This is a genomic window from Chroococcus sp. FPU101, from assembly GCF_017312365.1.
In the GTDB taxonomy this organism is placed as follows: domain Bacteria; phylum Cyanobacteriota; class Cyanobacteriia; order Cyanobacteriales; family Microcystaceae; genus Chroococcus.
The window spans coordinates 51,036-76,765 of record NZ_BLJI01000022.1; the positions used below are offsets into that span (position 1 = coordinate 51,036).

At 39.0% G+C, this 25,730-nt stretch carries 20 protein-coding genes and 1 pseudogene; 15 read left to right on the top strand and 6 right to left on the bottom strand.

Annotated elements, in window-relative coordinates:
- Positions 1-162 precede the first annotated feature (162 nt).
- The 5 genes from CFPU101_RS17185 (at position 163) to CFPU101_RS17205 (ending at position 9,490) form a co-directional block, all read left to right on the top strand.
- Entirely contained in the window at positions 163-4,092 is a 3,930-nt protein-coding gene (locus CFPU101_RS17185) for a filamentous hemagglutinin N-terminal domain-containing protein (protein ID WP_206816560.1), read from the top strand.
- A 14-nt stretch (positions 4,093-4,106) separates the two neighbouring features.
- A complete protein-coding gene (locus tag CFPU101_RS17190) occupies positions 4,107-5,711 on the top strand; it encodes a ShlB/FhaC/HecB family hemolysin secretion/activation protein (RefSeq protein WP_206816561.1) in 1,605 nt (534 codons plus the stop codon).
- A 119-nt stretch (positions 5,712-5,830) separates the two neighbouring features.
- The gene (locus CFPU101_RS17195) at positions 5,831-7,300 is read left to right on the top strand and encodes an efflux RND transporter periplasmic adaptor subunit (RefSeq protein WP_206816562.1); all 1,470 of its coding nucleotides are present in this window, start codon (positions 5,831-5,833) and stop codon (positions 7,298-7,300) included.
- Positions 7,301-7,307: 7 nt separating this feature from the next.
- Complete coding sequence (locus CFPU101_RS17200; protein ID WP_206816563.1) at positions 7,308-8,525, top strand: ABC transporter permease; 1,218 nt, start codon at positions 7,308-7,310, stop codon at positions 8,523-8,525.
- A 98-nt stretch (positions 8,526-8,623) separates the two neighbouring features.
- Positions 8,624-9,490: a 6-carboxytetrahydropterin synthase gene (locus tag CFPU101_RS17205; protein WP_206816564.1), complete on the top strand. Its 867-nt coding sequence runs from the start codon at positions 8,624-8,626 to the stop codon at positions 9,488-9,490.
- Between the two features lie 48 nt (positions 9,491-9,538).
- Here the strand turns inward: CFPU101_RS17205 and CFPU101_RS17210 are convergent, their stop codons facing one another.
- Positions 9,539-9,853, bottom strand: coding sequence for a P-II family nitrogen regulator (locus CFPU101_RS17210; protein ID WP_206816565.1), 315 nt, complete (start codon positions 9,851-9,853; stop codon positions 9,539-9,541).
- 1 nt (position 9,854) lies between these two features.
- On the bottom strand, positions 9,855-10,835 hold the full coding sequence (locus tag CFPU101_RS17215; RefSeq protein ID WP_206816566.1) for a sodium-dependent bicarbonate transport family permease: 981 nt from the start codon (positions 10,833-10,835) through the stop codon (positions 9,855-9,857).
- Positions 10,836-11,018: 183 nt separating this feature from the next.
- Between CFPU101_RS17215 and chrA the strand changes: the two genes are divergently transcribed.
- The 3 genes from chrA to CFPU101_RS17230 all read left to right on the top strand — a co-directional run bounded on the left by chrA (position 11,019) and on the right by CFPU101_RS17230 (position 13,511).
- Positions 11,019-12,179 carry a chromate efflux transporter gene (chrA, locus tag CFPU101_RS17220; protein WP_206816567.1) on the top strand — a complete coding sequence of 387 codons (1,161 nt, stop codon included), beginning with the start codon at positions 11,019-11,021 and terminating at the stop codon, positions 12,177-12,179.
- Positions 12,180-12,297: 118 nt separating this feature from the next.
- Positions 12,298-12,972 (top strand): ParA family protein, encoded by a 675-nt coding sequence (locus CFPU101_RS17225; RefSeq protein WP_206816568.1) that lies wholly within the window; start codon positions 12,298-12,300, stop codon positions 12,970-12,972.
- Positions 12,969-13,511 carry a hypothetical protein gene (locus CFPU101_RS17230; RefSeq protein ID WP_206816569.1) on the top strand — a complete coding sequence of 181 codons (543 nt, stop codon included), beginning with the start codon at positions 12,969-12,971 and terminating at the stop codon, positions 13,509-13,511. Before CFPU101_RS17225 ends, CFPU101_RS17230 begins: the two co-directional genes overlap by 4 nt.
- Here the strand turns inward: CFPU101_RS17230 and CFPU101_RS17235 are convergent.
- Complete coding sequence (locus CFPU101_RS17235) at positions 13,508-14,437, bottom strand: undecaprenyl-diphosphate phosphatase (protein ID WP_206816570.1); 930 nt, start codon at positions 14,435-14,437, stop codon at positions 13,508-13,510. The two genes, CFPU101_RS17230 and CFPU101_RS17235, sit on opposite strands and share 4 nt — an antisense overlap.
- Positions 14,438-14,626: 189 nt before the next feature.
- Between CFPU101_RS17235 and CFPU101_RS17240 the strand changes: the two genes are divergently transcribed.
- Together CFPU101_RS17240 and CFPU101_RS17245 are read left to right on the top strand one after the other, a co-directional pair.
- Positions 14,627-15,337 (top strand): DUF3120 domain-containing protein, encoded by a 711-nt coding sequence (locus CFPU101_RS17240; protein WP_374191967.1) that lies wholly within the window; start codon positions 14,627-14,629, stop codon positions 15,335-15,337.
- A 135-nt stretch (positions 15,338-15,472) separates the two neighbouring features.
- Complete coding sequence (locus tag CFPU101_RS17245; RefSeq protein ID WP_206816571.1) at positions 15,473-16,459, top strand: adenylate/guanylate cyclase domain-containing protein; 987 nt, start codon at positions 15,473-15,475, stop codon at positions 16,457-16,459.
- On the opposite strand, the gene CFPU101_RS17250 is transcribed toward CFPU101_RS17245, so the two are convergent.
- A complete protein-coding gene (locus tag CFPU101_RS17250) occupies positions 16,456-18,648 on the bottom strand; it encodes an IMS domain-containing protein (RefSeq protein ID WP_206816572.1) in 2,193 nt (730 codons plus the stop codon). The two genes, CFPU101_RS17245 and CFPU101_RS17250, sit on opposite strands and share 4 nt — an antisense overlap.
- A gap of 292 nt (positions 18,649-18,940) precedes the next feature.
- Between CFPU101_RS17250 and pdhA the strand changes: the two genes are divergently transcribed.
- The gene (gene pdhA / locus CFPU101_RS17255) at positions 18,941-19,975 is read left to right on the top strand and encodes a pyruvate dehydrogenase (acetyl-transferring) E1 component subunit alpha (RefSeq protein ID WP_206816573.1); all 1,035 of its coding nucleotides are present in this window, start codon (positions 18,941-18,943) and stop codon (positions 19,973-19,975) included.
- 171 nt (positions 19,976-20,146) lie between these two features.
- On the opposite strand, the gene CFPU101_RS17260 is transcribed toward pdhA, so the two are convergent.
- Positions 20,147-20,512 (bottom strand): DUF1815 family protein, encoded by a 366-nt coding sequence (locus tag CFPU101_RS17260; RefSeq protein ID WP_206816574.1) that lies wholly within the window; start codon positions 20,510-20,512, stop codon positions 20,147-20,149.
- Between the two features lie 435 nt (positions 20,513-20,947).
- Here CFPU101_RS17260 and cobJ point away from each other — a divergent pair, with 435 nt between their 5' ends.
- Both cobJ and CFPU101_RS17270 read left to right on the top strand, forming a co-directional pair.
- The gene (gene cobJ, locus CFPU101_RS17265) at positions 20,948-22,798 is read left to right on the top strand and encodes a precorrin-3B C(17)-methyltransferase (RefSeq protein ID WP_206816575.1); all 1,851 of its coding nucleotides are present in this window, start codon (positions 20,948-20,950) and stop codon (positions 22,796-22,798) included.
- A gap of 6 nt (positions 22,799-22,804) precedes the next feature.
- A pseudogene (locus CFPU101_RS17270) lies at positions 22,805-23,254 on the top strand (DUF29 domain-containing protein).
- 7 nt (positions 23,255-23,261) lie between these two features.
- On the opposite strand, the gene CFPU101_RS17275 reads toward CFPU101_RS17270, so the two are convergent.
- Positions 23,262-23,609, bottom strand: a complete 348-nt coding sequence (locus CFPU101_RS17275) for a phage holin family protein (RefSeq protein ID WP_206816576.1) — start codon at positions 23,607-23,609, stop codon at positions 23,262-23,264.
- Between the two features lie 235 nt (positions 23,610-23,844).
- On the opposite strand from CFPU101_RS17275, the gene lpxA reads away from it, so the two are divergent.
- Both lpxA and CFPU101_RS17285 read left to right on the top strand, forming a co-directional pair.
- Positions 23,845-24,663, top strand: a complete 819-nt coding sequence (gene lpxA, locus CFPU101_RS17280) for an acyl-ACP--UDP-N-acetylglucosamine O-acyltransferase (RefSeq protein ID WP_374191968.1) — start codon at positions 23,845-23,847, stop codon at positions 24,661-24,663.
- A gap of 129 nt (positions 24,664-24,792) precedes the next feature.
- Positions 24,793-25,635, top strand: a complete 843-nt coding sequence (locus tag CFPU101_RS17285) for a DNA adenine methylase (RefSeq protein ID WP_206816581.1) — start codon at positions 24,793-24,795, stop codon at positions 25,633-25,635.
- Positions 25,636-25,730: the final 95 nt, after the last annotated feature.

The window sequence follows — 25,730 nt, forward strand, 5'->3', positions numbered from 1 at the left end:
AAATTGTCTTATTTAATCAAATAAGCTATATGAAGCAGTTGATCAACTTAAAAAATAAAGAAATATTATTATTCATTTGGTATTCTCAATAACAGCTTTATAATTGAGCGCATTATCCTGATTTTTAAAAATTTTGCTTTTAATACTCATAATTTTAATTAAATGAAACGGAAAATCAATATCTTTTACTTAAATACATTTGTATTACTTGGCTCGTTACTGCTCACAGAAAGCTTATATTCAGCAAAAACTCAAGCACAAGTCATCCCTGACTCAACTTTGGGGAATGAAAAATCAAAAGTTAATCAGATAGATGCACTCAATGAAAGAATTGATGGAGGTGCCAGACGTGGCGGTAACTTATTTCATAGTTTTCAAAACTTTAATATCAATGAAGGATTTGGCATTTATTTTGCCAATCCATCTGGAGTGATGAATATTTTTTCTCGCGTGACTGGGGGTAATCCTTCACAGATCTTAGGTACCCTTGGCGTATTGGGTCAATCAAATTTATATTTTCTTAACCCTTATGGGATTATTTTCGGCCCCCATTCTAGTTTAGATATTCGTGGCTCATTTGTTGGGACAACAGCAGACACAGTAAAGTTTGCTGATGGGACAGTTTTTAGTGCAATCAATCCGCAAAATAATGCTTTATTAACCATTAGTGTACCTCTTGGTCTACAAACAGATAATAACAATGCAACACTGATTAATCGCGGTAATTTAGTCGTCGGGCAAGATTTAACCCTCAGTGCAGGAAATTTAGATTTACATGGACAACTATCAGCAGGTGGTAACCTAACCCTAAAAGCCCTCAACACGATTTTAATTACTGATAGTATCACTCATCCCTTTATTGCCTATGCGGGAGGTCAATTTGAAGCACAATCTGAAAAAAATGTCAAGATAAATATTTTAAACCATTCTGATAGTGGCTTATTTGCGGGTGGTAATTTAATTTTGCGATCGGCATTCCCCATCGAAGGTGATGCTCATTTCTGGAGTGGCGGACATTTTCGTATAGAGAGACTAGATGGAAGCATTGGAGATCTAGTTAGTTTAAAAGATCCAGCCATCCGATCATCTGGAGATGTATTATTAAATAGCTATCGTGGGGCATCCCTTCATATCATAGCGGGTGGTAGCGTCACAATCTCAGAAACGATCGTCATTACTGGAGCAGACACAACAGCTAATTCTATACAAGAAACCGTCACCTTATCCGATGGATCGAGTCTTCAAATTAACGGTAATCTTCAGCCAACCCTAGATATTCGCGCTGGAGTTAATGCTAACAGTATTGGAAGTTCAGAAGTGCCGACAAGTGCAGATATTACAATCGGCTCAGTCTTCAATCGTAACGCCAATGGGTTAGTATTTATAACCAATCAATATCAACCTAACACCACACTAAATGGAGGCAAGATCGAAATAGGTTTGATCGCACTTGATGATGGTTTTTCGATCTCTCCTCCCAGACTTCCTATCTATCAAGGAAATGCAGGTGCAGCGTTAATCGATTCTCGTGGTGCTATTTCCCTTGACACTGTGCAAACATCCAAAATATTAGGTAATGGAGGCGATGTAAAGCTATTAGCACAAGAAAATCTGACTATCCGTGCGATTAATACTTCTAGCTTCAATCCAGTCGGTTTTCCTGGAATTGAACGAGCCAGCAATTCAGGTGATATTACATTAAAAAGCCAAACGGGAACAATTACTATCTTAGAACAGGGACAACTCAACAGCGATCTATCCGCATCTGGAACAGGTGGAGCGATCAATTTTCAAGCCGCAAACATTGAAATTCAACCAAATACATCAATTTCCGCCTCGACATTCGGGATGGGTGATGCAGGAAATATTACCCTGAACGCAACAGACACTATTAATATTACAAAAGGTCAAATCATTTCGATAACCGCAGGTGCTGGAAAAAGTGGCACGATTTTGATTAACACTGGAAGATTAAACGTACAAGATCAAAGTATTATAGCTACCTTATCTCTAGGAACAGGCAACGCGGGCGATCTTTCAATCAATGCTAGACAGGTTATCTTAGAAAACTCTCTCGGAGCAACATCTACACTCGACAGTGAAGAGATCGATCTTGAAACAGGGATCGTAAGCGGAGGTTTGGCAGGAAATTTGAACATTGAGGCTACAGAGTCCATTACATTGATTAACACCCTACCCGATGCCGTTATTGAAATTCCATTTCCCCTTGCCGAAGAACCAATTCTAGCACCACTTGGTTTAGTTTCTTTCTCTCAATCGGATGGCGATGCAGGAAATATCAACCTGAACACGGGAAGATTAAGCCTGCAAAACGGTGCGGCGATCAGTGCTTCTACTTTTCTAAAAGGCCAAGGTGGTTCAATTACGATCCTTGCTACTGAAAAAATTGAGATCATCGGTACTACTGAAAATAATCTAACGCTTGGTGAGCCACAGAAAAGCGTGTATGATCCTTTACCGAGTCTAATTGCTTCGGAAATACTCGATAACGCGCTAGGAAATGGTGGAGATATCACGATCCGATCGCCCTTTTTGTTACTCAAAGATGGCGGAATTATTTCAACGGGAACGGGTGAACTTACTCAGGGACAGGGTGGAGATCTATTGATCGAAAGTGAGACAATTATTTTAACAGGAACATCCCCCTCTTTAGATAATCGCAGTTCATTTCTCACAGCAACTACAGGTAGTGGTGATGCGGGGAATATGCACATCGATACTCATTCTTTGCGTGTAGACAATGGCGCACTAATCTTAACAGCCACCTCTGGTAGTGGAGATAGCGGGAATTTAACGGTTAATGCAACTGGAGAAATCGAACTGCTTTCAACCGCAAGCGATAATATACCCAGTGGTCTTTCAACTGGAACCGCAGGAAGTGGTCATGGCAAAGATTTAACCATCAACACACCAAGCTTAATCATTAGTAATGGAGCATTAGTTACAGCAGCAACCTACGCGACTGGGAATGGTGGCAACTTGATCGTTAATACCTCTAGGGGACGGATTGAAGCGAGTGGACAAGCACCAAATGGCCGACCCAGTGGTTTAGCCGCAGGATCTGGGATCGAAGGTTTATCATCTCTGGTTCAAGTACTCGGAGTAGATCCATCTCAAGCAACTGGAAACAGTGGTGGGATCGAGATTAAAACTGGCGAGTTATCCCTTAGTGCTGGTGCTGAAATTTCGATCGCTACCCTCAATCAAGGTGAAGGCGGTACCCTCAAAATCCAAGCAGAAACAGTCAATTTAAGCAATTTTAGCAGAGTATCGGCGGCGGCTTCTGGTGCAGGACTTGCGGGTAACCTCCAACTAAATACGAATACACTCACCCTAACCGACAACTCTAATATTACTGCTAGTTCTATTGGAACGGGAAATGCAGGTAATCTCACAATACGTGTTCAAAATACCCTGACTAGCAACAATAGCACTATCTCTACCTCAGCAACGCAAGCATCGGGAGGTAGTATTACTATCTCTGCACAAGACATCCGTTTGCGAGGTAACAGCGACATCCGTACCAATGTTTCAAGTGGTGCAGGTGGTGGTGGTGATATAAACCTAAATGCTGATTCGATTTTAGCTTTCAATGATAGCGATATCTTAGCTTTTGCTCAAGACGGCATCGGCGGTAATATTACGCTCAATACTCCTGTTTTCTTCGGCAATGGCTATTCTCCAACTGAGCAAAATAATCAAAATCCTGATAACTTAGATAATAACAACCGAGTCGATATCAATGCTAGTGGTGCCGTTTCAGGTGTAATCAGTGTTCCAGATTTAACCTTTATTCAAAATAGTCTGTTTGAGTTCCCAGAAACCCTAATTAATACAGAAAATTTATTAGCTAATAGCTGCGTTGTTCCCCATCAACAACAAGCAGGTACATTTGTTCTGACTGGCCCAGATGGATTACCAACGCGCCCTAACCACAATTTAACATCACCCTACCCGACGGGAACAATTCTTACAATTCCCAAACCATCTCCCCTACCCAAAATTGATGAACCGCAGGGGTTTTACCGTCTTAATGATGGAAAGATGGTTTTAAGCACAAAATGTAATTAATTAATAAAAAAATCATGAAAATTAATAATAAATGGCTGATTTTTGGTTTATTTAATAGTCTTTTTTGGTTTGGAAATGCTGAAATAGCACTCGCTCAAACGTTTGAATTATCTCCAACGACAAATTTAAATTGTCCCGTAGCCGAAAATAGTGAAAAAATTTCGATTCAAAAAATAGAAATAGTTGGAAATACCATCTTACATCAAGAAATTACTGACCTCGTTAGCCGCTATGAAAACCGCGATGTTACTTTTGAAGAATTGCTGTGTTTACGGACAGAAATTACCCAACTTTATGTTCAAAGAGGCTACATTACATCAGGTGCCTTTCTCCCCAATAACCAAGATATTACTAGCGGAACCGTCCAAATTCAAGTCATTGAAGGAGAGATTGAAAACGTCGAAATTAGTGGACTAAGACGACTCAGACAAGGTTACATCCGTTCTCGTTTAGCCATTGGTATTGATACACCCTTTAATCAAGCAGACTTACAAAGATCTTTAGAACTCCTGCAACTCGATCCTCTTCTCGAACAAGTTAACGCAGAATTAACCGTTGGAAGCGCACCAGGACGCAATATCTTAAAATTACAACTTAAAGAAGCAAACGCCTTCCATGCAGGAATCGAAGGGAATAACTATCGACCTCCGAGTATTGGTTCCGAACAAGGTACGATCTCTTTAGAACATAATAACTTATTGGGATTTGGCGATCGCATTTACGGAGAATATTCGATTTCAGAAGGACTCGATCTGTATGATGTACGATACACTGTTCCAATTAACGCCTATGATGGAACCATCAGCGTTCGTTACTACAACAGTCAGACCGTAATTACTGAATCACTGTTTCGAGAATTTGATATCCGTAATGAGAGCGAAACCTTTACCGTCGGAATTCGTCAACCTTTATTCCGTTCTCCTCAAAATGAATGGGCTGTTGGCTTAGATTTTGATCTAAGGCGTAGTCGCAGTACCCTTGAAGGTGAATCATTTTGTCTTTCCCTTCCGTGTGAAAACGGTTCAACCAAACTATCAATCTTACGTTTTTCCCAAGAATGGCTCAATCGTAATCCTAACCGAATTATCGCGGCTCGTTCGCAATTTAATTTTGGCATAGCCGCTTTTGATTCCACAGAAATCGATATCGAACCCGATAGCGAATTTTTTAGCTGGTTAGGTCAATTTCAATGGGTGCAAAGAATCACATCAAGAGTCTTAGTTGTAGGTCGTGGTTATGCTCAACTAACGCCCGATGCACTCCCCATTATCGAACAGTTTAGCATCGGTGGGATTGATACTGTTAGGGGATATGTACAGAACCAACTCGTCACAGATAATGCCTTGATTGCATCTTTAGAATTTCGGATACCATTAACCAGAGATCCCAGTATATTTCAGATTACCCCATTCATCGAAGCAGGAACAGGATGGAATAATTTATTACCCGATCCTGAAAATGCTACATTAGTCGGTATTGGTTTAGGTGTTCGTTGGTTAATTACCAATGGATTAAGTGTTCGTTTAGATTATGGTGTTCCTTTAATTTCTAAGCAAAATAAGGGAAATAGCTTACAAGACAATGGTTTTTACTTTTCCGTTCGTTATCAGCCGTTTTAAACGATTTATTGAATTCTTTAGTCGAAAAACAAGTTTTTAGTGACATTAACCTAAAGACTCTAGACGATTGGATAAGAGTAAACGTTAGTATAAACTAAGTTAGAAAAATTTATAACCTAATGGCTTATACTGTGTTCGACAAATCTAATCGCCCTCTAATATGGATCAGTGGAGTGGTCGCAACTGGTTTAACTGTGCTAGGTGTCATGACTTATCGCATGGTACAGACTCCTTCGCCCTTAGTCGAGTTAGAAAAAATGACAGTTCTAGCGCAACGACAAACTATAGCCGTCGAAATTGAAGCAAGCGGCAAAGTTCAACCCATTCAGAGTGTCAATATTAGCCCGAAAAATCCAGGCGTATTAAAAAGATTGTTAGTAGAACAGGGAATGCAGGTCAAACAGGGGCAAACCCTAGCCGTTATGGATAATCTAGAAGTTTATGCCCAAGGAATTCAAGCCGAAGCTAAATTTAAAGAAGCCTTAGCAAATCTTGAAGCAGGAAAACGCAGAATTCCCGAAGAAATTCGTCAGTATCAAACCCGTTTAGTTCAAGCACAAGCCCGTTTTAAAGAAATTGAATCTCAATTTCAACAAGCGCAACAAAGAATACCTAAAGATGTTGATCAAGCAAACGCTCAAGTTCAAGGCGCACAGTCTCGTTTTCGCCTAGCCGAAAATCGGGTCAAACGCAATGAGGCACTTGTGAAAGAGGGAGCAATTTCACAAGATCAGTTTGATGAGGTTCTCAATGAGTATCTTAATGCTAGAGCCAATTTAGATGAGGCGGTACAGCGTCTAGCACAAGTCAGTAATACAGCCTCCCCCGAAGTCGAAGGAATTAAACAACAAGGAATAGAAGCCCAAGCAGCGATCGCAGAAGCTAGGTTTGCTCTCGATGAACGGACGAAAACTCAAGCTACTGAAATTGCTCAACTAGAACAAGCCGCCGCCGCCGCCCGTGCCGAACTAGAACGCATTAAAATTCAATACCGCGATACCGTGATTACTGCACCCTTTGACGGTGTAGTGACCCAAAAATACGCCACAGAAGGAGCATTTGTCACCCCAACCACTGCCGCATCTGAAACCGCTTCGGCAACCTCTAGTTCAATAATTGCCTTAGCCAGAGGATTAGAAGTCGTGGCAAAAGTTCCTGAAGTTGATATTAGTTTACTTCGGATCAAACAACCTGTAAAAATTGTGGCCGATGCCTATCCCGATCAGGTTTTTCAAGGCCAAGTCATTCGCATTGCACCAGAAGCAATTGTTGAAGAAAATGTGACCTCTTTTGAAGTAACCATTGGTTTAGTATCAGGTCTAGATAAGCTGTTATCGAGAATGAATGTCGATGTGACCTTTATTGGTCAACAAATCCCTGATGCGCTCGTTGTACCCACTGTTGCTATTGTGACTCAAGAAGGACAAACGGGTGTCATGATTCCAAATGAAGAAAAAAAACCTGAATTTAAACCCGTAACTGTCGGTTTGGTTTTAGATGATAAAACACAAATCTTATCAGGTGTCAACCCAGGGGAAAGAGTATTTGTTGATCTGCCAGAAGATAAAAATCAAGATAAAGAGAAATAGGTTTAACATGGACTTATTAGAAAGTTGTAAAATGGCGATCGCAACTTTAACCGCGAATAAAATGCGGAGTGGATTGACCATGTTGGGGATTATTATTGGTAATGCTTCTGTAATTGCGATGATTGGCATTGGTCAAGGCGCACAACAGTTAGCCTCTAAAGAATTTCAAAATTTATCACCTAATACATTATTTGTCGTTCCAGGCTCACGAGAAGCGAGAAATGCTACCTTTGATCTCCCCAAAACCCTCGTTTTAGAAGATGCTAAAGCCATTGCTAAACAAGTTTCCAGTGTCATTGCCGTTGCACCTGAAATTAACCGCCGCGAATTAATTTCCTATCGCAATAAAACAACAGCAACCCAAGTGACTGGCGTTACACCCGATCATATGATTGTTCGTAGTTTTGAAGTTAATCAAGGTCGATTTATTAATTCTATTGATCTTGAGCGTAATAAAAGAGTGGTTGCTTTAGGCTCAGAAATAGCAAATCGCTTTTTTAAAGGACAAAATCCCATTGGCCAACAAATACGCATCAAAAATATTAGTTTTGAAATCATAGGTGTGATGGCGGAAAAGGGCTCGATGTTAGGCACAAATCAAGATGATTCTGTGTTTATCCCCCTAACCACAATGGCTTATCAATTAGTCGGTAAAACTTCACCCTATGGAATAGAATTAACTTGGATTAATGTAGCAATAAAAAATGAAGAAACTATACGGGCAGCAAAGTTTCAAATTGAAAATTTATTAAGATTGCGTCATAAAATTGTTGATGAAGATGATTTTGGTGTAGAAAGTCCGAAACAACTTTTAGAGATTTTTTATAAGATTACTAATGGACTAACGATTATGTTAGCTTCAATTGCTGGCATTTCTCTATTAGTCGGTGGCATTGGTGTGATGAATATTATGTTAGTTTCAGTGGCTGAACGAACTCAAGAAATCGGTTTAAGAAAAGCCATAGGAGCAAAAGAACAAGATATTTTAGCTCAGTTTTTGATTGAGGCAGTGATTGTCTCGGCGGCGGGTGGTATGATCGGAATTGTCTTGGGTGTTGGTAGTGTTTATCTGATTGGTGCAGTTTCTCCTTTATCGGCTACCATTTCCCCCTATGCTATTGTCTTAGCCCTTGGTGTTTCGAGTAGTATTGGTTTGTTTTTTGGCGTAATTCCCGCACAACGCGCCGCGAAATTAGATCCCATTGTGGCACTTAGGAGTATTTAATGTGGGTCATATTTAAAGCTGGCTGTCATGAATGTCTCAACGATCGTTTATCCTAGAAGAAGAGATAAATTTACATAACTTTACATATTCTTTCCTCTATGGATTGTATTATTAACCGTCGAGCGCAGTTTTCTGCAAGTCATCGATATTGGTTACCTGAACTTGGCGAAGCCGAAAATCAAAGACTTTTTGGGGCGGGTAGTCGATTTCCAGGGCATGGACACAATTATGTTTTATATGTGTCGATCGCAGGTAACTTAGATCAATATGGCATGGTGGAAAATCTTTCCTATGTCAAGCAAGTGATCAAAAAAGAAATTACTAGCCAACTTGATTATGCTTATTTAAACGATGTTTGGCCAGAATTTAGCGAAACTCTACCTAGTACCGAAAATATTGCACGGGTGATTTGGCAAAAGTTAGCCCCTCATTTACCCATTGTTAACATACAACTATTTGAACATCCTGAACTTTGGGCAGATTATCAAGGAAATAATATGGAAGCATCTTTAACAGTTAAAACGCATTTTAGTGCCGCACATCGTCTCGCTTTACCTGAATTGAGTTTAGAAGAAAATACAGAAATTTATGGTAAATGTGCGAGAACAAATGGTCATGGTCACAATTATCATTTAGAAGTATCTGTTGTTGGAGAAATTGACTCGCGTACAGGGATGATTGTTGATTTAGGTGATTTACTAAAAATTATTGATGAATATGTCGTTGAACCTTTTGATCATACTTTCCTCAATAAAGATGTCCCTTATTTTGCTCAAACGGTTCCAACGGCTGAAAATATTGCTTTCTATATTGCTCAATTACTTCAAGAACCGATTAGAAAAATTGGTGCAGAATTAGACAAAATTAAACTGATTGAAAGTCCAAATAATTCTTGTGAAATTTTTTGCCGTAAACCGATAGTACAAACTAATCACACGGTAAAAGAAGCGGTTTTAGCAAGATAGAATTCTGTGTTGTAGGGTTTGGCGACCAAACCCCTACATTTTTTTCAATTAATGACGAACCCATTTTGCATCGGTGATTAAACAAACTCCGCCTACTTTTTTTAGAATTGGATTGATTTTTTCAACTAGGTTACCGAGTTGGTCATCATTGGTACAAACCGTCATCACATAACTACCATTAAAAACACAACCAATATCTGAACAGGATATACCGCGATCGCCTTTTCCTGCTGTATCTTCAATTACCGTATAACCAGAAACTTGAACCTCATCTAAAATCATTAGCGTTTTTTCAAGATGAGAATGACTGACAATGATTTCGACTCTTTTAACATTTTCAAAAAGATTAAGAACATCACTCATTTTAGACTCCTACACCCATCAGTTTAATAATTTCTAAGTAAAGTGGAATGCCAATAATAATGTTAAAAGGAAATGTTAAAGCTAAAGCCATTGAAACATAAAGACTTGGATTCGCTTCAGGAATCGTTAAGCGCATGGCCGCAGGGACAGCAATATAAGATGCACTTGCACATAATACAGCAAATAATAGAGCATTTCCGACGGTAAAACCTAAAGCTTTTGCTAAGAGAATACCTACAAACGCATTTAAAATAGGAATTAGTATGGAAAATCCGACTAAAAAAGAACCTGTTTTTTGTAAATCTTTAATTCTTCTAGCAGCAAGTAATCCCATATCGAGGAGAAAAAAGGTTAATACACCATAAAAAATACCTTGAGTAAAAGGTTCTAATTTTTCCCATCCTTTCGCACCTGTCAGCATTCCAATAATTAAACTTCCCACTAACAGGAAAACAGAACCATTCAAGAAGGCTTCATGTAAAACTTTAGACCAAGAAAACTCAACCTCGCTATCTTTTTTAGCGGCAAAAACTCTAATCAAAATCAGTCCAACAATAATAGCGGGTGATTCCATTAAAGCAAGTGCTGCCACCATATGACCCCCATAGGGAATCTGTATCTTTTCGAGAAAAGAACTCGCCGTAATAAATGTTACTGCACTAATTGAACCATAAGCCGCCGCGATCGCCGCAGCATTATAATCATCTAACTTAAATCTTAGAATAAAAAATGTGTAGATTGGAACTAGACAAGCCATTAAAATCGCTGCTAATAATGACAGGACAACTTCAGTAGTTAACCCACTTTTAGCCAGTTCGTAACCACCCTTAAAACCAATCGCTAAAAGTAAATAAAGTGAAAATAATTTTGGTAAGGGTTGAGGGATTTCTAAATCAGATTTCACAAAAACTGCTATCATTCCCAAAAAGAAAAAGAGAACAGGCGGATTAAAAATATTGAATAAGATCAGACTTCCATCCATAAGTTATTAAGATATATTAAGTCTTGGTTAACGATGTATAAAATACTATACACGCTTAGTCGTCTCATTCAAGAAAATGTATTGATATTTTTAGATGACTATCATTTTAAAATTAATGACTTAAAGACTTTAAAAGCGCAAACATTTTATACTCTAAGTGATTGACTCCAAACTACAATCTATATGAGTACAAATATTCGCCCTAGCTTATCTAAAGTTGCTTTACTTTTCTTAAAAATTGGGGTCATTGGTTTTGGTGGCCCTGCGGCACATATTGCACTGATGGAAGATGAAGTGGTTAACCGTCGTCGCTGGATGTCTAGAGAAGATTTTCTGGATGTAGTGGGGGCGACTAATCTGATTCCTGGCCCGAATTCAACCGAAATGGCGATTCATATTGGCTATATTCTATCAGGCTTACCTGGTTTAATTCTAGCTGGCTCCTGCTTTATCATTCCTGCCGTGATCACGACTGCTTTCCTAGCCTGGGTTTATCAGTCTTTTGGGACTCTACCCGAATTTTACTCCTTGTTTTATGGCATTAAAGCGGTTGTTTTAGCGGTAATTTTTAATGCACTTTGGAAACTGGGACAAAAAGCCATAAAAAATCGCCAGTTATTAATGATTGCTTTAGGTGTCATTGCCTTACAGTTAGTCGGAGTGAATGAAATTGCCGCATTACTCATCGGTGGTCTCGTGGGAATGCTGATTTTAACGCTACTCAATAAATCTATTTCAGCCATGATTTTAGGAGGATTTGGAGTAAGTTTAGTTGCACAAAATTCAGTAACGACCAGTCCTGTAGTAACTCCGAGTTTATGGCAATTGGGTTTATTTTTCCTCAAAGTGGGAAGTGTTTTATTCGGAAGTGGTTATGTGTTAATCGCTTTTATTGAAGGAGAATTAGTTAATCAATATCACTGGTTAACTCAACAACAATTATTAGATGCGGTGGCTATCGGACAGTTTACACCAGGGCCAGTTTCTTCCACAGCCACATTTATCGGCTATCTTATTTTAGGAATACCAGGGGCAATTGTCGCTACGATCGCAATTTTTCTACCTTCTTTTTTCTTTGTACTAGCCTTAAATCCGTTTATTCCGAAAATGCGTCAATCTAAATGGGCGAGTGCTTTTTTAGATGCGGTTAATGCGAGTGCCGTCGCCTTAATGGTATTCGTTCTCTTAAAATTAGTACAACAAACACTGTTACAACCGTTTGATATCTGGGCAACTCTCATGGCAATCGTGGCGGTTGTCCTATTGTTACGTTTCAAAATTAACACAACTTGGTTAATCATCGGTGGTGCGATAGTCGGTTGGCTACTTCAAACAGTTATTTAAAATCCGAAATATTTAAGGTGAATAAAAACTGTAGAAGATAGATCAAGCTTTACAGGATCACTAATCGGGATACAATGAAAAACTAACAATCAAACCAGGGAAAAATATCATCCCAACGATGAAAACCAAAAAAGCATCCACAAAAACGTTAGGAAAGTCTCCAAAAATTGTCGCAGTGGTTAACGGTAAAGGGGGAGTCGGCAAAACAACAACATCCGTTAATCTAGCGGCAATTTGGGGCGAAAAACAAGAAGTCTTATTAGTGGATGCTGACCCCCAAGGTTCTGCGACATGGTGGGTAGAACGTAGCGAGACGGGGATGGATTTTGATTTAACAAAAGAAATCAATACCCAATTACTTTCCGACTTACGCAAGGTTAAAGAATATGAGTTAGTGGTTATTGATACTCCTCCTGCTTTGCATTCTGAGGTTTTTCAAACGGTAATTCAATCATCGGATTATTTGGTTTTACCGACTCCACCTGCACCGATGGATTTGACGGCTCTCATTGAAACGGTACAATCGGCTGTAATGCCTCTAAAAATCCCTTACCGCGTTTTACTGACAAAAGTCGATTCTCGGAGTCTTAAAGAAACTTTAGAGGCTCAAAATACACTTTTAGAATTAGGTATCCCTGCTTGTCATGCGTTTATTCGTTCTTATAAAGCCCATGAAAAAGCAGTTTTAGACGGTTTACCGATTAAAGAATGGCGCGGTAAAAATGCCACTGAAGCCGCCGCCGATTATCGTCGTGTTGCTGAAGAATTAGAAAGAGACTGGAAATCATCATGAAAAAAAACTTATCTGATTTACTCCGCGAAGAAGTCAATAAAGAAACGTCAAACCCAGAGGGAGAAACACCAACCCCTAAAACTTCTCGCCGTCGCCAAAGTCCCACAACCGAACCTGATCTTGGCAGCATAAAAGCGTTAGAAAGTCAAGTAAAAACGCTAGAATCAGAACTAGAACAACAACAAAAGCTAGTCAAAACTTTACAAGAACAAGTCCAAGATAAACAAGCCCAAGACACTGAAATCAAGCAATTATCTAACCAGTTAAAACAATCTCAAACGGACTTAGAAAAGCAGTTACAAGAAAAACAAGCTTTATCAAATCAACTAGAAGACCAAAAACGATTAATTGAAAAACTATATTCTGAGTTGATGGACAAACATGAGGAGGAATTATCGGCACCTCAACCCGAACCCGAACCCGAACCCTCTCAAGCCATTGTTAAACAATCTAGGGCATCCTATTATGTTGAACGTTTAATTGCGCCCAATGCCTCATCTAGAAGCCTTCCTGATGATGTCATCGGCTGGTTTGATTAAGAAAATTTGCCTGTCATGACACCGAGTAATATGGCGATGCCGAAGAAAAGACGGTACCAAACAAAAACCCAGTTACTTTGCTTTTGTAAAAAACGAATCAATCCTGCGATCGCTAAATAAGAAAATACCGCCGAGGAAATCACTCCAATTACTAGAGGAAAAATTTGTGCCTGGCTAATGGTCTGATCCACCACATCTTTTAATTCTACAAGTCCTGCTAGAGTAATCGCGGGAATTCCCAATAAAAACGAAAATCGCGCTGCCGTAGCCCGTTCTAAATTCACAAATAATCCCGCCGTCATCGTTGAACCTGAACGAGAAACACCCGGAATGAGGGCTAAAGCTTGGGCTAAACCCATCAAAATCCCGTCTTGAGTTCTTAGATTCTCATAACTGCGTTTATGACTGCCCGTTTTTTCGGCGAGGGCTAGTAATAAAGACATCAAAATCGAAGCACAACCAATTACAGTCATACTTCTAAAAGCGGAATGATCTAAGTCGGGAACAAATACCTTTAAGAGAACACCAAAAAACACAATCGGTAAAGTTCCAAGCAAAATTCCCATTGCTAAACGAAACGAAAAAGAATAATAATCCTTACGACGAATTGCTTTAAAAATCCCTCCCGTAATTTCGGCTAAATCCTTCCAGAAATACCAAATAACGGCGGCAATACTCCCTAACTGAATAATGGCTGTATAGGTTACCCCAGGATCTCCCCAACCTAAAACCACTGGAATAACTTTTAGATGAGCCGTACTACTGATGGGTAAAAATTCTGTGATCCCTTGAATCATTCCTAAAGCGATCGCTTGCCACCCATTATATTGAGAAACGGGAATATCTTGAACCGTTGTTGTAGCGGTTTGGGCGTTGCCAATTGATTTAAAACTAGAGGTACACTCAATCCAAAAACTAGACCCCATCCGAACGTTATCCCTGTTCTGCTCATCTTAGTCATGCAAAATTATTCTATATTCTTGTGAAAAGTCTACTCGATTTTTGTTCCCGCCACTTGTGCAAATGCCCTAGGGGGGGATATATTAGATCCAGAGCATTGAAATTAGTGTATCTTAATAAATATAAGTAAAGTTTTGTAACAAATATTAAAAATCTTGATTAATCAACCACTATCCCCAAGCGTTCCCCTGATTCAGTCTCAAGAGAGAGTTTTCAAAAAATCCGCTCAAATTAGTCAACACTGGCTAGTTTTCCTCTCAGCAAGTTTCTTAGTTTCTGTCCCAGTCTTTTTCCAAGCCCCGCTAGTCCGATTTTGGCCACTTTTTAGCCTAAGTTTAACCATAGTATGGGTTGGATTAGGGTGGATGTTATTTAAACGTCCTAAAACGCAAATTTACGGGGATCTGATTTTAGGGTTTAGTTGGAGTTGGTTAGCGGGTTCAATTTATTGGGGTTGGTTTCGCACAGAACCTTTAATCCATTTACCCATCGAAGCAATTGGCTTACCCTTTGCCGTTTGGGGACTGTGGCGAGGTTGGGGAAAAGTCGGAAATCTGTTTTATTTGGGTTCTTTGTTAGGGACAGCAATGACAGATATCTATTTTTATCTGGTTAATTTAATTCCCTATTGGCGCGAAATCATGCAAGTAGAGCCGCAAATGGTCGGAACCATTTTCCACAATGCGATCGCACAAATGCAAACGTTCTGGGGTATTAGTTGGGCAATCATAATTATTAATATCTTGCTCTGGGTTGGATTAGCCGCACTCCAAAGCCGTCAATATGCTTGGTGGGCATTCGGTGGCGCGGTATTAAGTACCATTTTTGTCGATGGACTATTCTGGGTTGTCGCATTGTTCGCTTAATTGTTTACCGTTGATTCTTCCTATAAACGATCTACACTGAGTATTATAGAATCATCTCGTTTGCGTCATTATTGAAGACAAAAGCGATAAATAAAACATTTATACTTACTGTTCTGTTGCGATCGCTTATGCACCGTGGAGAAATTCGGCAAAACTCCCTACTTGTTACTACATACCGAAAAAGGTGAAATCTATTTTCCGCTTACCGGAAAAAGCTACTGGACAGTTGGACGGAACAAAGACAATGATCTAATGATTCGGGATCATTGTATTTCCCGTAACCACGCGATTATTCAATCCACACCGACAGAAGAATTTTATTTAATTGATTTAGGAAGTCGCAATGGAACTTTTATCAATGGACGAAGAGTCGGTATTCCAGTGACCCTACGCGACAGTGATCAAATTACTTTCGGCAAAACGGAAGTTAAATTTTATTTACCCACCACCATTCGTAAACCGAATCATCCGAATCGTGATACAGACAGCGATTTTCAAACCTCAGCAATTCATGAACGTCGTTTAACCTCCGTCATGGTGGTTGATATGAGAAATTTTACGGTTTTGACGCGACAGCTAGATGAACAAATTCTTTCTTCACTAATTGGCAATTGGTTTCGAGAAGCGGGACATATTATTCGAGAGTCGGGTAGCTGGGTTGATAAATATATTGGTGATGCAATTATGGCCATTTGGTTTCATGGACATGAAGCAATTACCCCAAAAGAGATGGCGAAAATTTTTCAAGCGGTGAGTCAACTCAATACCATGACTCAGGTTTTAAGCGCATCCTATCCCCTCCCGTTTCCCTTAAGAATTGGTGCTGGAATTAATACGGGTTTTGCGATGGTGGGTAATACTGGAAGTGGCGCACATCCCGATTATACGGCGATTGGTGATACTGTTAATGCCGCGTTTCGTCTAGAATCAGCGACTAAAGAAATTAATTTAGATATCGCGATTGGTGAAACGACTTATCGTCATTTAGCCAAAATGAACAAAGCAGAAACTTTATTTCATGGACATAAAGTTCATCTCAAAGGATACGATGAAACCACACTAACCTATGGTATTACCTTTGAATCATTAAAAAAATTCTTAAACGCAAATGATGTAGTTTAATTCAAGACTGTAATATTTTGAATTAACCATTGTCCTTTGTGTTGAGCCAAATCATAACGAACGGATAAGTTTTGATCATAAGAACGACTAGCCACAATCTTGCCATTTTGATTAAACTGTGCTGTTTCTCGTACTTTCGCCGCTACAGTTGCGTGTTCTGGATTTTGGGCATCAGTCATTACTGACTGAATTTCTAGCTGATGCTGATATTTCCAATAGCTGTTTTGAGCCTTAAGTGCGATCGCTCTTTTTTGCCATTCTAAAAATAAAGGTTCTGCCAAGATATTCTTTAACTGCTCAATCTGATATTCAGGGCCAAATGCTTGTGATTTACTGTTTAACCAAGTTTGAATCACCTCTTTTGCACCTTCAGCAGTTAAGGCCTCAGATAAAACCGCTTGTGCATTAGCCAATGGGAACTCTAAAGGAGGTTGATTTAAAGAGATCGCAAGCTGTTCACCTTGTAAAGCGGCTAAAGGTGATTGACTATCAGAAATTGCTTTAAGTGCCAAAACGCTTAAAGATAGACCACCCAATAAACCAATTCCCAACAATAACAGTTTAAAAGGTTGGAACTTTCTGCGTTTTGAACGGGTCTTTTTTTTAAAACGGGGGTTTTTTGTATTTAATGAATCTGGTTTTTCGATTAAAGAGGTTTTTTTCTCTTGATAGCGAGACGGTTCGCTTTGAGGGTAATTGGGAGAGGCAAAGTTATTGTCGGTATAACCTACAGTACGCCCTTCTATACGACGATTGGTTCGTGTCGTCTTAGATGTAGAGGATGTAGATTTTCTTTTTCCTCGATCCCGTTGAGGAAAATTGGGTTCTGGTAAATATTGATATTCAGATAAGGCGGACTTCCTCATAGCTATCTCTCCCGTTATTGAAATAAGATTATCATTTTCTTCCTTTGGATGAACAGTTATATAACTCTCATCTTCAATATTGTTACTTTCTGATGACAAATCTTCCCATTTTGTTGTTTTAGATACATCTTCTAAAGTCTTTTGGACATTTTCATCACCAAAATAGTCTTTTAATGAAACTTGCTCTTGTTTTAAATCACGGAATTGCCGATAAACTTCGGTTTGTAACCATTTTTCAGTATATTGATACAATCCTGGGATTAAATCAGGTGAATCTTTAGAATGCTCTCGAATCTCATTTAAAACTGCGGTTTCTTGAGTTTTTTCGACTGTAATATTCGCTAATTCGGTTAGACCTAATAACAAAGCACAAATAGCTTGTTCTAGATAGACATCTTGATGTTTATTGAGTTGATCAAGCAGTGAAGTCGCTTTAAGAATACAGTTGGGTCGTTTATGAGCAAAACCTTTAGCGATGAGAATGTAAACATTTAAACAAGCATCTACGGCTGAGGAGGGACGAGACACTGTTTCAAAGACAGTTAATTGTTCATTAAGCGTCAGATAAGGTCGTAACTGCTGAAGATAGAGGAGAAAACGGTGTGAATTTAATCCAGAGCCATCATTACCCAGTCCATCAATGCCCTGTCTTTCTTGTAACATTTCTTGAAGCAATTGTAGCCCTTGACTTCTCTCTTTTGCTTTGGCTAAATCTTCTGAAATAAAATTTAAAATCCGATAGGGACGCAGTTTGTTATATTCTGCTAAGATTTCTGCTTGTAGTTGCGGAAATAATTTTTCTTGAGTTAGCAATTTTAAACCTTTTTGGGCAATTGTCGCGGCAGCTTCATAGTCTTGTTGTTCCCAGTGTTCCCGACTCAGTTCTAAATAGGCTAGGGCTAGAGTAAAGATGATCTCTTGCCGTTGTTGATTAATAGCCTCTGAAGTTCCATTAATCTGACTTTCCCCTAAACGGATGACTAATTCGTACTCTCCTAATTCGTGTAAGATTAGTAACGCTCCGTCTAACTGTTCGGGTTGAATTTCGATACTGTGAATGGCAAAATCTTCGACTAAAGATTCAGTATTAATTAAAAATTCGGTATTCTGTTTTAAAAAATCAGCGTTATAAGCTGCCCTCTTGTCTGGATCGGCTAAAATATGGTACGCTTGATCTAGTAATTGTTGACGAGAAGCGATCGCCAGTCCATATTCACGCCGTGGCAATTGTAAGCTACGGTCATCATAAGCTTGTTGTAATTGCTCATGGGTAGCTTGAATAGAAACACCTAAAATTCTATAGTAATCGAGCGGAATCTGCACTATTAGCTTCCTTTATAATCGCTTCCTTGGCGCGGACGGAGTTTTTAACAATACACTAGATAATCAAGTATAGTAGAACAAATCGTTATTTTAAGAATGGCTGGCCTTTTAGTCGGTCAAAACCATACAGTGTTAGGCAATCATTCTAGCCCAAAGATTCCAGTCAGAAGAAAAAATCTTTTACGGGCAATAAATCAGAGTGGATTTCGCCTTAAACTGAAGTTAAATTAACCTTGAATGAGGGCGAATTCTCGCTCTTGCCAATTGTTGTCTAAATAATACTACAAACTTTATGATTCAAGAGCGTACTTTACCAACTTTTAATACTGCTTCCGTCAAAATTAGCAAGGAAGAGGGCTTAATACTATATCAAGATATGGTATTGGGGCGTATGTTTGAGGACAAATGCGCCGAAATGTATTATCGAGGTCGAATGTTCGGTTTTGTTCATCTCTATAACGGTCAAGAAGCTATTTCTACTGGAATTATCAAAGCCTTACGCCCCGATGAGGATTATGTTTGTAGTACCTATCGAGATCACGTTCATGCTCTCAGTGCAGGGGTTCCAGCAAAAGAAGTGATGGCTGAGTTATTTGGTAAGGCGACGGGATGTAGCAAAGGGCGCGGCGGTTCGATGCATATGTTTTCGTCCCAACACAAATTACTAGGGGGCTATGCTTTTGTTGCCGAAGGTATACCAGTATCGACAGGTGCGGCTTTTCAAGCCAAATATCGTCGGGAAGTGATGAATGATCCTAATGCGGATCAAGTATCGGTTTGTTTCTTTGGCGATGGTGCAAGTAATAATGGTCAGTTTTTTGAATGTCTAAATATGGCTGCTTTGTGGAAGTTGCCGATGATTTATGTTGTAGAAAATAATAAATGGGCAATTGGAATGGCACACGAACGGGCAACCTCTCAACCCGAAATTTATAAGAAAGCCAGTGTATTTAATATGGCGGGTGTGGAAGTCGATGGTATGGATGTTCTAGCGGTGCGCTCTGTGGCACAAGAGGCGATCGCTCGAGCGCGGGCTGGTGAAGGGCCAACTTTAATTGAAGCGTTAACCTATCGTTTTCGCGGTCATTCCTTGGCGGATCCCGATGAACTCCGTTCTCCTGATGAAAAACAGTTTTGGGGATCACGCGATCCAATTTCTCGGTTAGCTGTTTATTTAGTGGAACATGATTTAGCGACGCAAGATGAATTAAAGGAAATTGATCTTAAAATTAAAACCGAAATTGAGGATGCTGTGAAGTTCGCCGAAGAGAGTCCCGAACCTGCCCCAAGTGAGTTACATCGTTTTGTTTTTGCCGAAGACGAATAAATAAAGATGTGGGTGCTATTAGAAGATCTAGCACCCTTTTTTATTACTGAACTGTCTAAGCTTGGGCTGTGTGATTTTAGAAAAAGACACTTCTCTAATTACTATCAATTTAAACCTAATGTTGCTAGTCTGTTTGTGAATCAGGATCAATTATTACAAAAAGAGAACAGATTAGATCGGTTGTACTTGCCCAAAGCTAGTCACAACCTTACGAGGTTCTAACGCATTTGGTTTGATTTGATATTTGACTAAATTAGCTAACTCTTCTAATTGGCTAATCGCTTCGGCTCCTTCTAATTTCATCAGTTCGCGATCGTCACGCATTTCCGTCCAAGTGATCCCATAGTCTGAGACGAGAAAACGGATCAGGTGATCTTCTCCTAAACTGACCATAAAAGACGCGCTATTCATTTGACCGCCACAGGTGTAGCAAGAAGCCAAATAACCCTGATTTTCTAATGTTATTGCTAACGCTTGCAGGTTCATGACCAAGTCTTGAACCAGTTCTCGGTGTTGTTGTGCAATTCGTTTAAACACTGTATACCTCCAACCAACACTCCTCATTATAAACCTTAATACTTTTTTAAGATTTAAAATCTTAAAAATAGGCTAGTCAAACAACTTCCTAGGTTGTTGAGTAACAAAATGTAACTGACCTGTTCTCACCTTAGCCTGAATTGTCTAAATTGCCCAGTATCGATAGTTACATCTGTAGGCAGTTGTCAGGAAGTCATGAGGGTAAAATACCTCTGTAGGTATATACATTCAGTTAGATGAAAAGCAAAATCAGTCTGACTGTGTAAAAATTTGAGAGAATTTTAGTTATATTGACCAACCTGACTACAACCATCATGCCTAGTTTTTAGCCAATTGAGTAGGTTTCGACAGAGAACTTAACACACGGGTCAATAGTCAAAAGACAGATCTTACAGTATGGTAAAAAAATAAGTTGTCATACGCTTTCTCTACATTTTGAGTCAACATCTTTTTCAATCCTATCAACCGATTGCCGCGATCGCTCTAACTCCCAGTGCTGTCCGAATTCTTTCCCCGTTTTGTCGCTCTAGTGGGGCAATTCTTCATTTAAGCGCGTCTTTAGCCGAGCAGATTTCCCATTCAGAACCAAAACAGATCTATCACACCTCCTTAAAAGACCATCTAGCTGCGATTTGGCCGCACTATCAAGCGTTGGTTTTTGGGGTTGCGGTGGGGGCTGTTGTCCGTCTGATCGCCCCCTTATTGGGTCATAAAACTGAAGATCCAGCGATAATTGTCGTTGCTCCTGAGGGTCAGTTTGTCATTAGTTTATGTAGTGGTCATCAAGGTGGGGCCGATCAATTAACCCGACTCATTGCCCAACAACTCTCAGCAACTCCCATTATTACCAGTGCGTCTACTCAATTGAATTTACCCAGTGTTGATATTTTTGGGGATCGCTTTGGTTGGCGAAAAGGACAAGGTGACTGGAATGGCGTAAGTAGTGCGATCGCTCGTCTCGAACCCGTACAAGTGATCCAAGAAGCGGGATCAACTTTATGGCAAAATAATTTACCGACAGAACATCCTTTCTATTTTGATCTTTCTGATGACGTTTCTTTTAAAGGTCGTATTTGGATCAGTCCGACTGTACGCCGTTTTTCTGAAACCTCTGAAATAGCAAAAGTACAATGGCATCCGCGAGTGTTATGGGTGGGGATCGGTTGTATTCGGGGGGCAACGATGGCCCAAATTACAGCAGCAGTAGAACAGGTTCTACAACGATTTCATTTAGCCCCTAAAGCGATCGCAGGATTATCTACCATTGATCTTAAAGCAGATGAAATCGGTTTACTTGAATATGCCCAATCTTCACAATTACCTTTAAAAACCTATTCAGCCGAAGTTTTAAAAACTGTTGCTGTTCCTAACCCTTCGGATATTGTAGAAAAGGCAGTCAATACCCCCAGTGTTGCCGAAGCAGCAGCCCTTGAAGCAGCCAAAGAATATGGCAAAGCGGTTTTACTTGTCCAAAAACAAATTACAGACGCGGTAACAATAGCGATCGCTCAATCGGAACTTGAATATATTGGACGTACGGGATATATTGGATTAGTGGGGATCGGGCCTGGTAATCTAGATCAAATTACACCTGCTGCCTCTACCGCGATTACTTCGGCGGATGTCATTATTGGTTATTCTCTTTATACTGATCTGATTCAATTACTGATTCATCCAAGTCAGATCATCGAATCTTTGCCTATTACTCAAGAAGTCCAGAGAGCGCAACGAGCCATACAATTAGCTCAATGGGGTTTATCAGTTGTCGTGATTTCGTCTGGTGATTGTGGTATTTATGGAATGGCGGGACTGGTTTTAGAACAATTATCCCTAAACCGATGGGATGGCAAAACACCCCAAGTTGAAGTTTTCCCAGGTATTTCCGCCCTACAAGCAACAGCATCAAGAGTCGGCGCACCTTTAATGCACGATTTTTGTGCCATTAGTTTAAGTGATTTATTGACTCCTCTAGATATCATTGAAAAACGTTTAGAAGCAGCAGCAAAAGCCGATTTTGTCACCGCTATTTATAACCCTCGTTCTAAAACACGTCTTCAACCACTGCTAACGGCACATGAGATATTTTTAAAGTATCGAGATCCGTTAACACCTGTAGCGATCGTTCATTCAGTCTATCGACAGGAGGAAGAAATTTTCTTAACGACATTAGAGAAAATGTTGGAGTCTCCAATTGATATGTTAACTACGATTTTAATTGGCAATAGTACGACTTTTATTCATGAAAACTGGATGATTACCCCGCGAGGATATCTAAAAAATTTCTAAAACCTTATAGAGCAAGATTTTAATTTATGGCTTGATACGACCATTCATCAATTAAAAGAGCGTGATTTTAGTGCTTTAGATGTAGAAAATTTGATTGAGGAGTTAGTTGATTTGGGTAAATCTGAGCAAGCGAGTCTAGAAAGTAATTTAGAAATTTTACTTGCCCATTTACTCATTCTTAAAATACAACATGATGCACTCTTTGCGATGAAAGGAAGCTAGTATAATTCAATTGATGAGCATCGCAGCCGAATTAAAAGACAACTTCGTAAAATTCCTTCTTTAAAATCTTATTTAGTTACGGCGATTTCTGAAGCTTATCCTGACGCTCGAAAATTAGCGATTAAAGACGGAAAACGGGCTATATTAGGGATTCGAGTTTCTCAAGATCAAGAATATGCTCAAAGTTGTCCCTTTCCAGTAGAACAAATTTTAGATGAAGATTTTTACAGTTAAGGGATGATTAGCGTTGAGAAATAAAGAAATTATTTAAAACACCAGAAATAATCGATAAAAGAATTGAGCCAAACAAAGCAGGAAAAAAGCCATTAATGTAAAAACCAGGTGTAAAATAAGCCACTAGAGAAAAAGCGATCGCATTCAGGACAAAAATAAATAAACCTAACGTTAGGATCGTTAAGGGTAAAGTAAAAAAGAATAAAATCGGTTTAACGATCGCATTGACTAAACCTAAAACAACAGCAGCAACGATCGCTACTTTAAAACTAGCAATACTAATACCTGGTACAATATACGCGGTCAAAATTAAAGCAACGGCTGTCAGAATCCAAGTTAGAAGAAAAGAAAACATAGATCCGAAAAGCAAATAAGTTTATTTTAATTTTACTAAATTTATCGAGAAAACTACATTAAATTTGCTATTTTTACAGTAGCCTACGATACAAGATTACTTAAAATCAAGATAGCGATCTCCTGTGAAAATCTGGTTACGGATGGTGAGGGTGGTCAAAAAAGCAAAGTCAGTATTCATAGGGTAAAAATTGAAATTAGGGACTATTCGCTATAACATTATTCAAGACTAAGTATTGATAAGTACGGACGATATTCCTTTGAGTACACTGATTCATCCCACTGCAGTTATCCATCCCAAGGCTGAACTAGATTCTACCGTAAGAGTTGGCCCCTATGCTGTGATTGGGGAAAAGGTGAAAATAGCTGCTGATACCGAAATCGGCGCACACGTTGTAATAGATGGTAATACAGAAATTGGAGTCGGAAATCAAATTTTTCCAAGTGCTGCGATCGGTCTTCCTCCACAAGATCTAAAGTATAAAGGAGGGGATAGTATGGTCAAAATTGGCGATTATAATCAAATTCGTGAGTTTGTGACGATTAACCGCGCAACAGAAGAAGGCCATGTAACGCAAATTGGTAGTCAAAATTTATTGATGGCTTATGTTCATGTGGCCCATGATTGTATTATCGAAGATGGTGTGGTTATTGCTAATGGTGTCGCTTTAGCAGGACATATCCATATTGAGTCTAAAGCATTTATCGGTGGAGTTTTGGGCGTTCATCAGTTCGTACACATTGGAAGAATGGCGATGTTAGGGGGAATGAGTCGCATTGATCGAGATGTACCCCCTTTTATGTTAGTCGAAGGTAATCCATCACGAGTGCGATCGCTCAATTTAGTGGGTTTAAAACGTGCGGGTTTAAGTGATGACGAAATGAATATTCTAAAAAAAGCCTTTCGTTTGTTATATCGTTCAGATTATTCAATGAGTGAAGCCATTGAACAATTATCTTTACTTCCAGATCACGAATCCATTCAACATCTACGTCAATTTTTACACTTATCAACGACGGGAGACAAACGACGCGGTATCATCCCCGGAAAGTAAGAAAAAATAAACCAGTCCGACAAAAGTTATTTAAAGATTGTATAAATTTTCTCTAACTAATTAGTACAAAATTTTTTATCATTATTGTTTTTGATTAAAATTGGTGATAGAAAAACGCAAGCTGAAAAAATGAATTTTCTTAAAAGTCCTTTACGCTATCCAGGGGGAAAATCTAAAGCAATTAATACCCTTATTCAATATTTACCATCACATTTTTCTGAATATCGTGAACCTTTTGTGGGTGGCGGTTCTTTATTTATTTATCTTAAACAAAAATTTCCACATTTAAAAATATGGATTAATGACCTTAACCCAGAATTATTTCTATTTTGGAAAATTGCTCAATCACATCTTACTGATTTAATCAATGAAATTAAACACGTTAAAAATACTTACACAGATGGCAAAACACTTTTTAAAGAACTAACAACTACTGATGTTGAGCAACTATCTGAGTTAAAACGAGCCGTTCGCTTTTTTGTTTTAAACAGAATCACTTTTTCAGGTACTATAGAATCGGGTGGTTATTCTGAAGAAGCATTCCAAAAACGCTTTACAGATTCATCAATTGGTAGACTAAATAAAATCGAAGATCTTTTAAAAGATGTAAAAATCACTAATCTTGATTACAGCGAGTTATTATTGGATTCAGAAAAAGAAGTTTTTATTTATCTAGATCCTCCATATTTAAGTGTCACTAAATCAAAATTATATGGTAAAAAAGGAGATTTACACCTTGCTTTTAATCATACACTTTTTGCCGAAAGACTAGTAAAATGTGATCATCATTGGCTAATTACTTATGATGATTGTCAATCTGTTAGAGATAATTTTAACAACTCTTATATCATTGAATGGGAATTACAATACGGAATGAATAACTATAAGCAACAAAAAGCCGTCAAAGGTAAAGAATTGATGATTGCCAATTATACCAAATTCGCTATAAATATCCCTCAAAAAATTATGTAGGGGCTTGGTTGCCAAGCCCTCATCTAGAAAGGGTTTGGAGACCAAACCCCTACACAGGTATGAAAAGAGTACTCCAATAGACTTCTTGCAAAAGT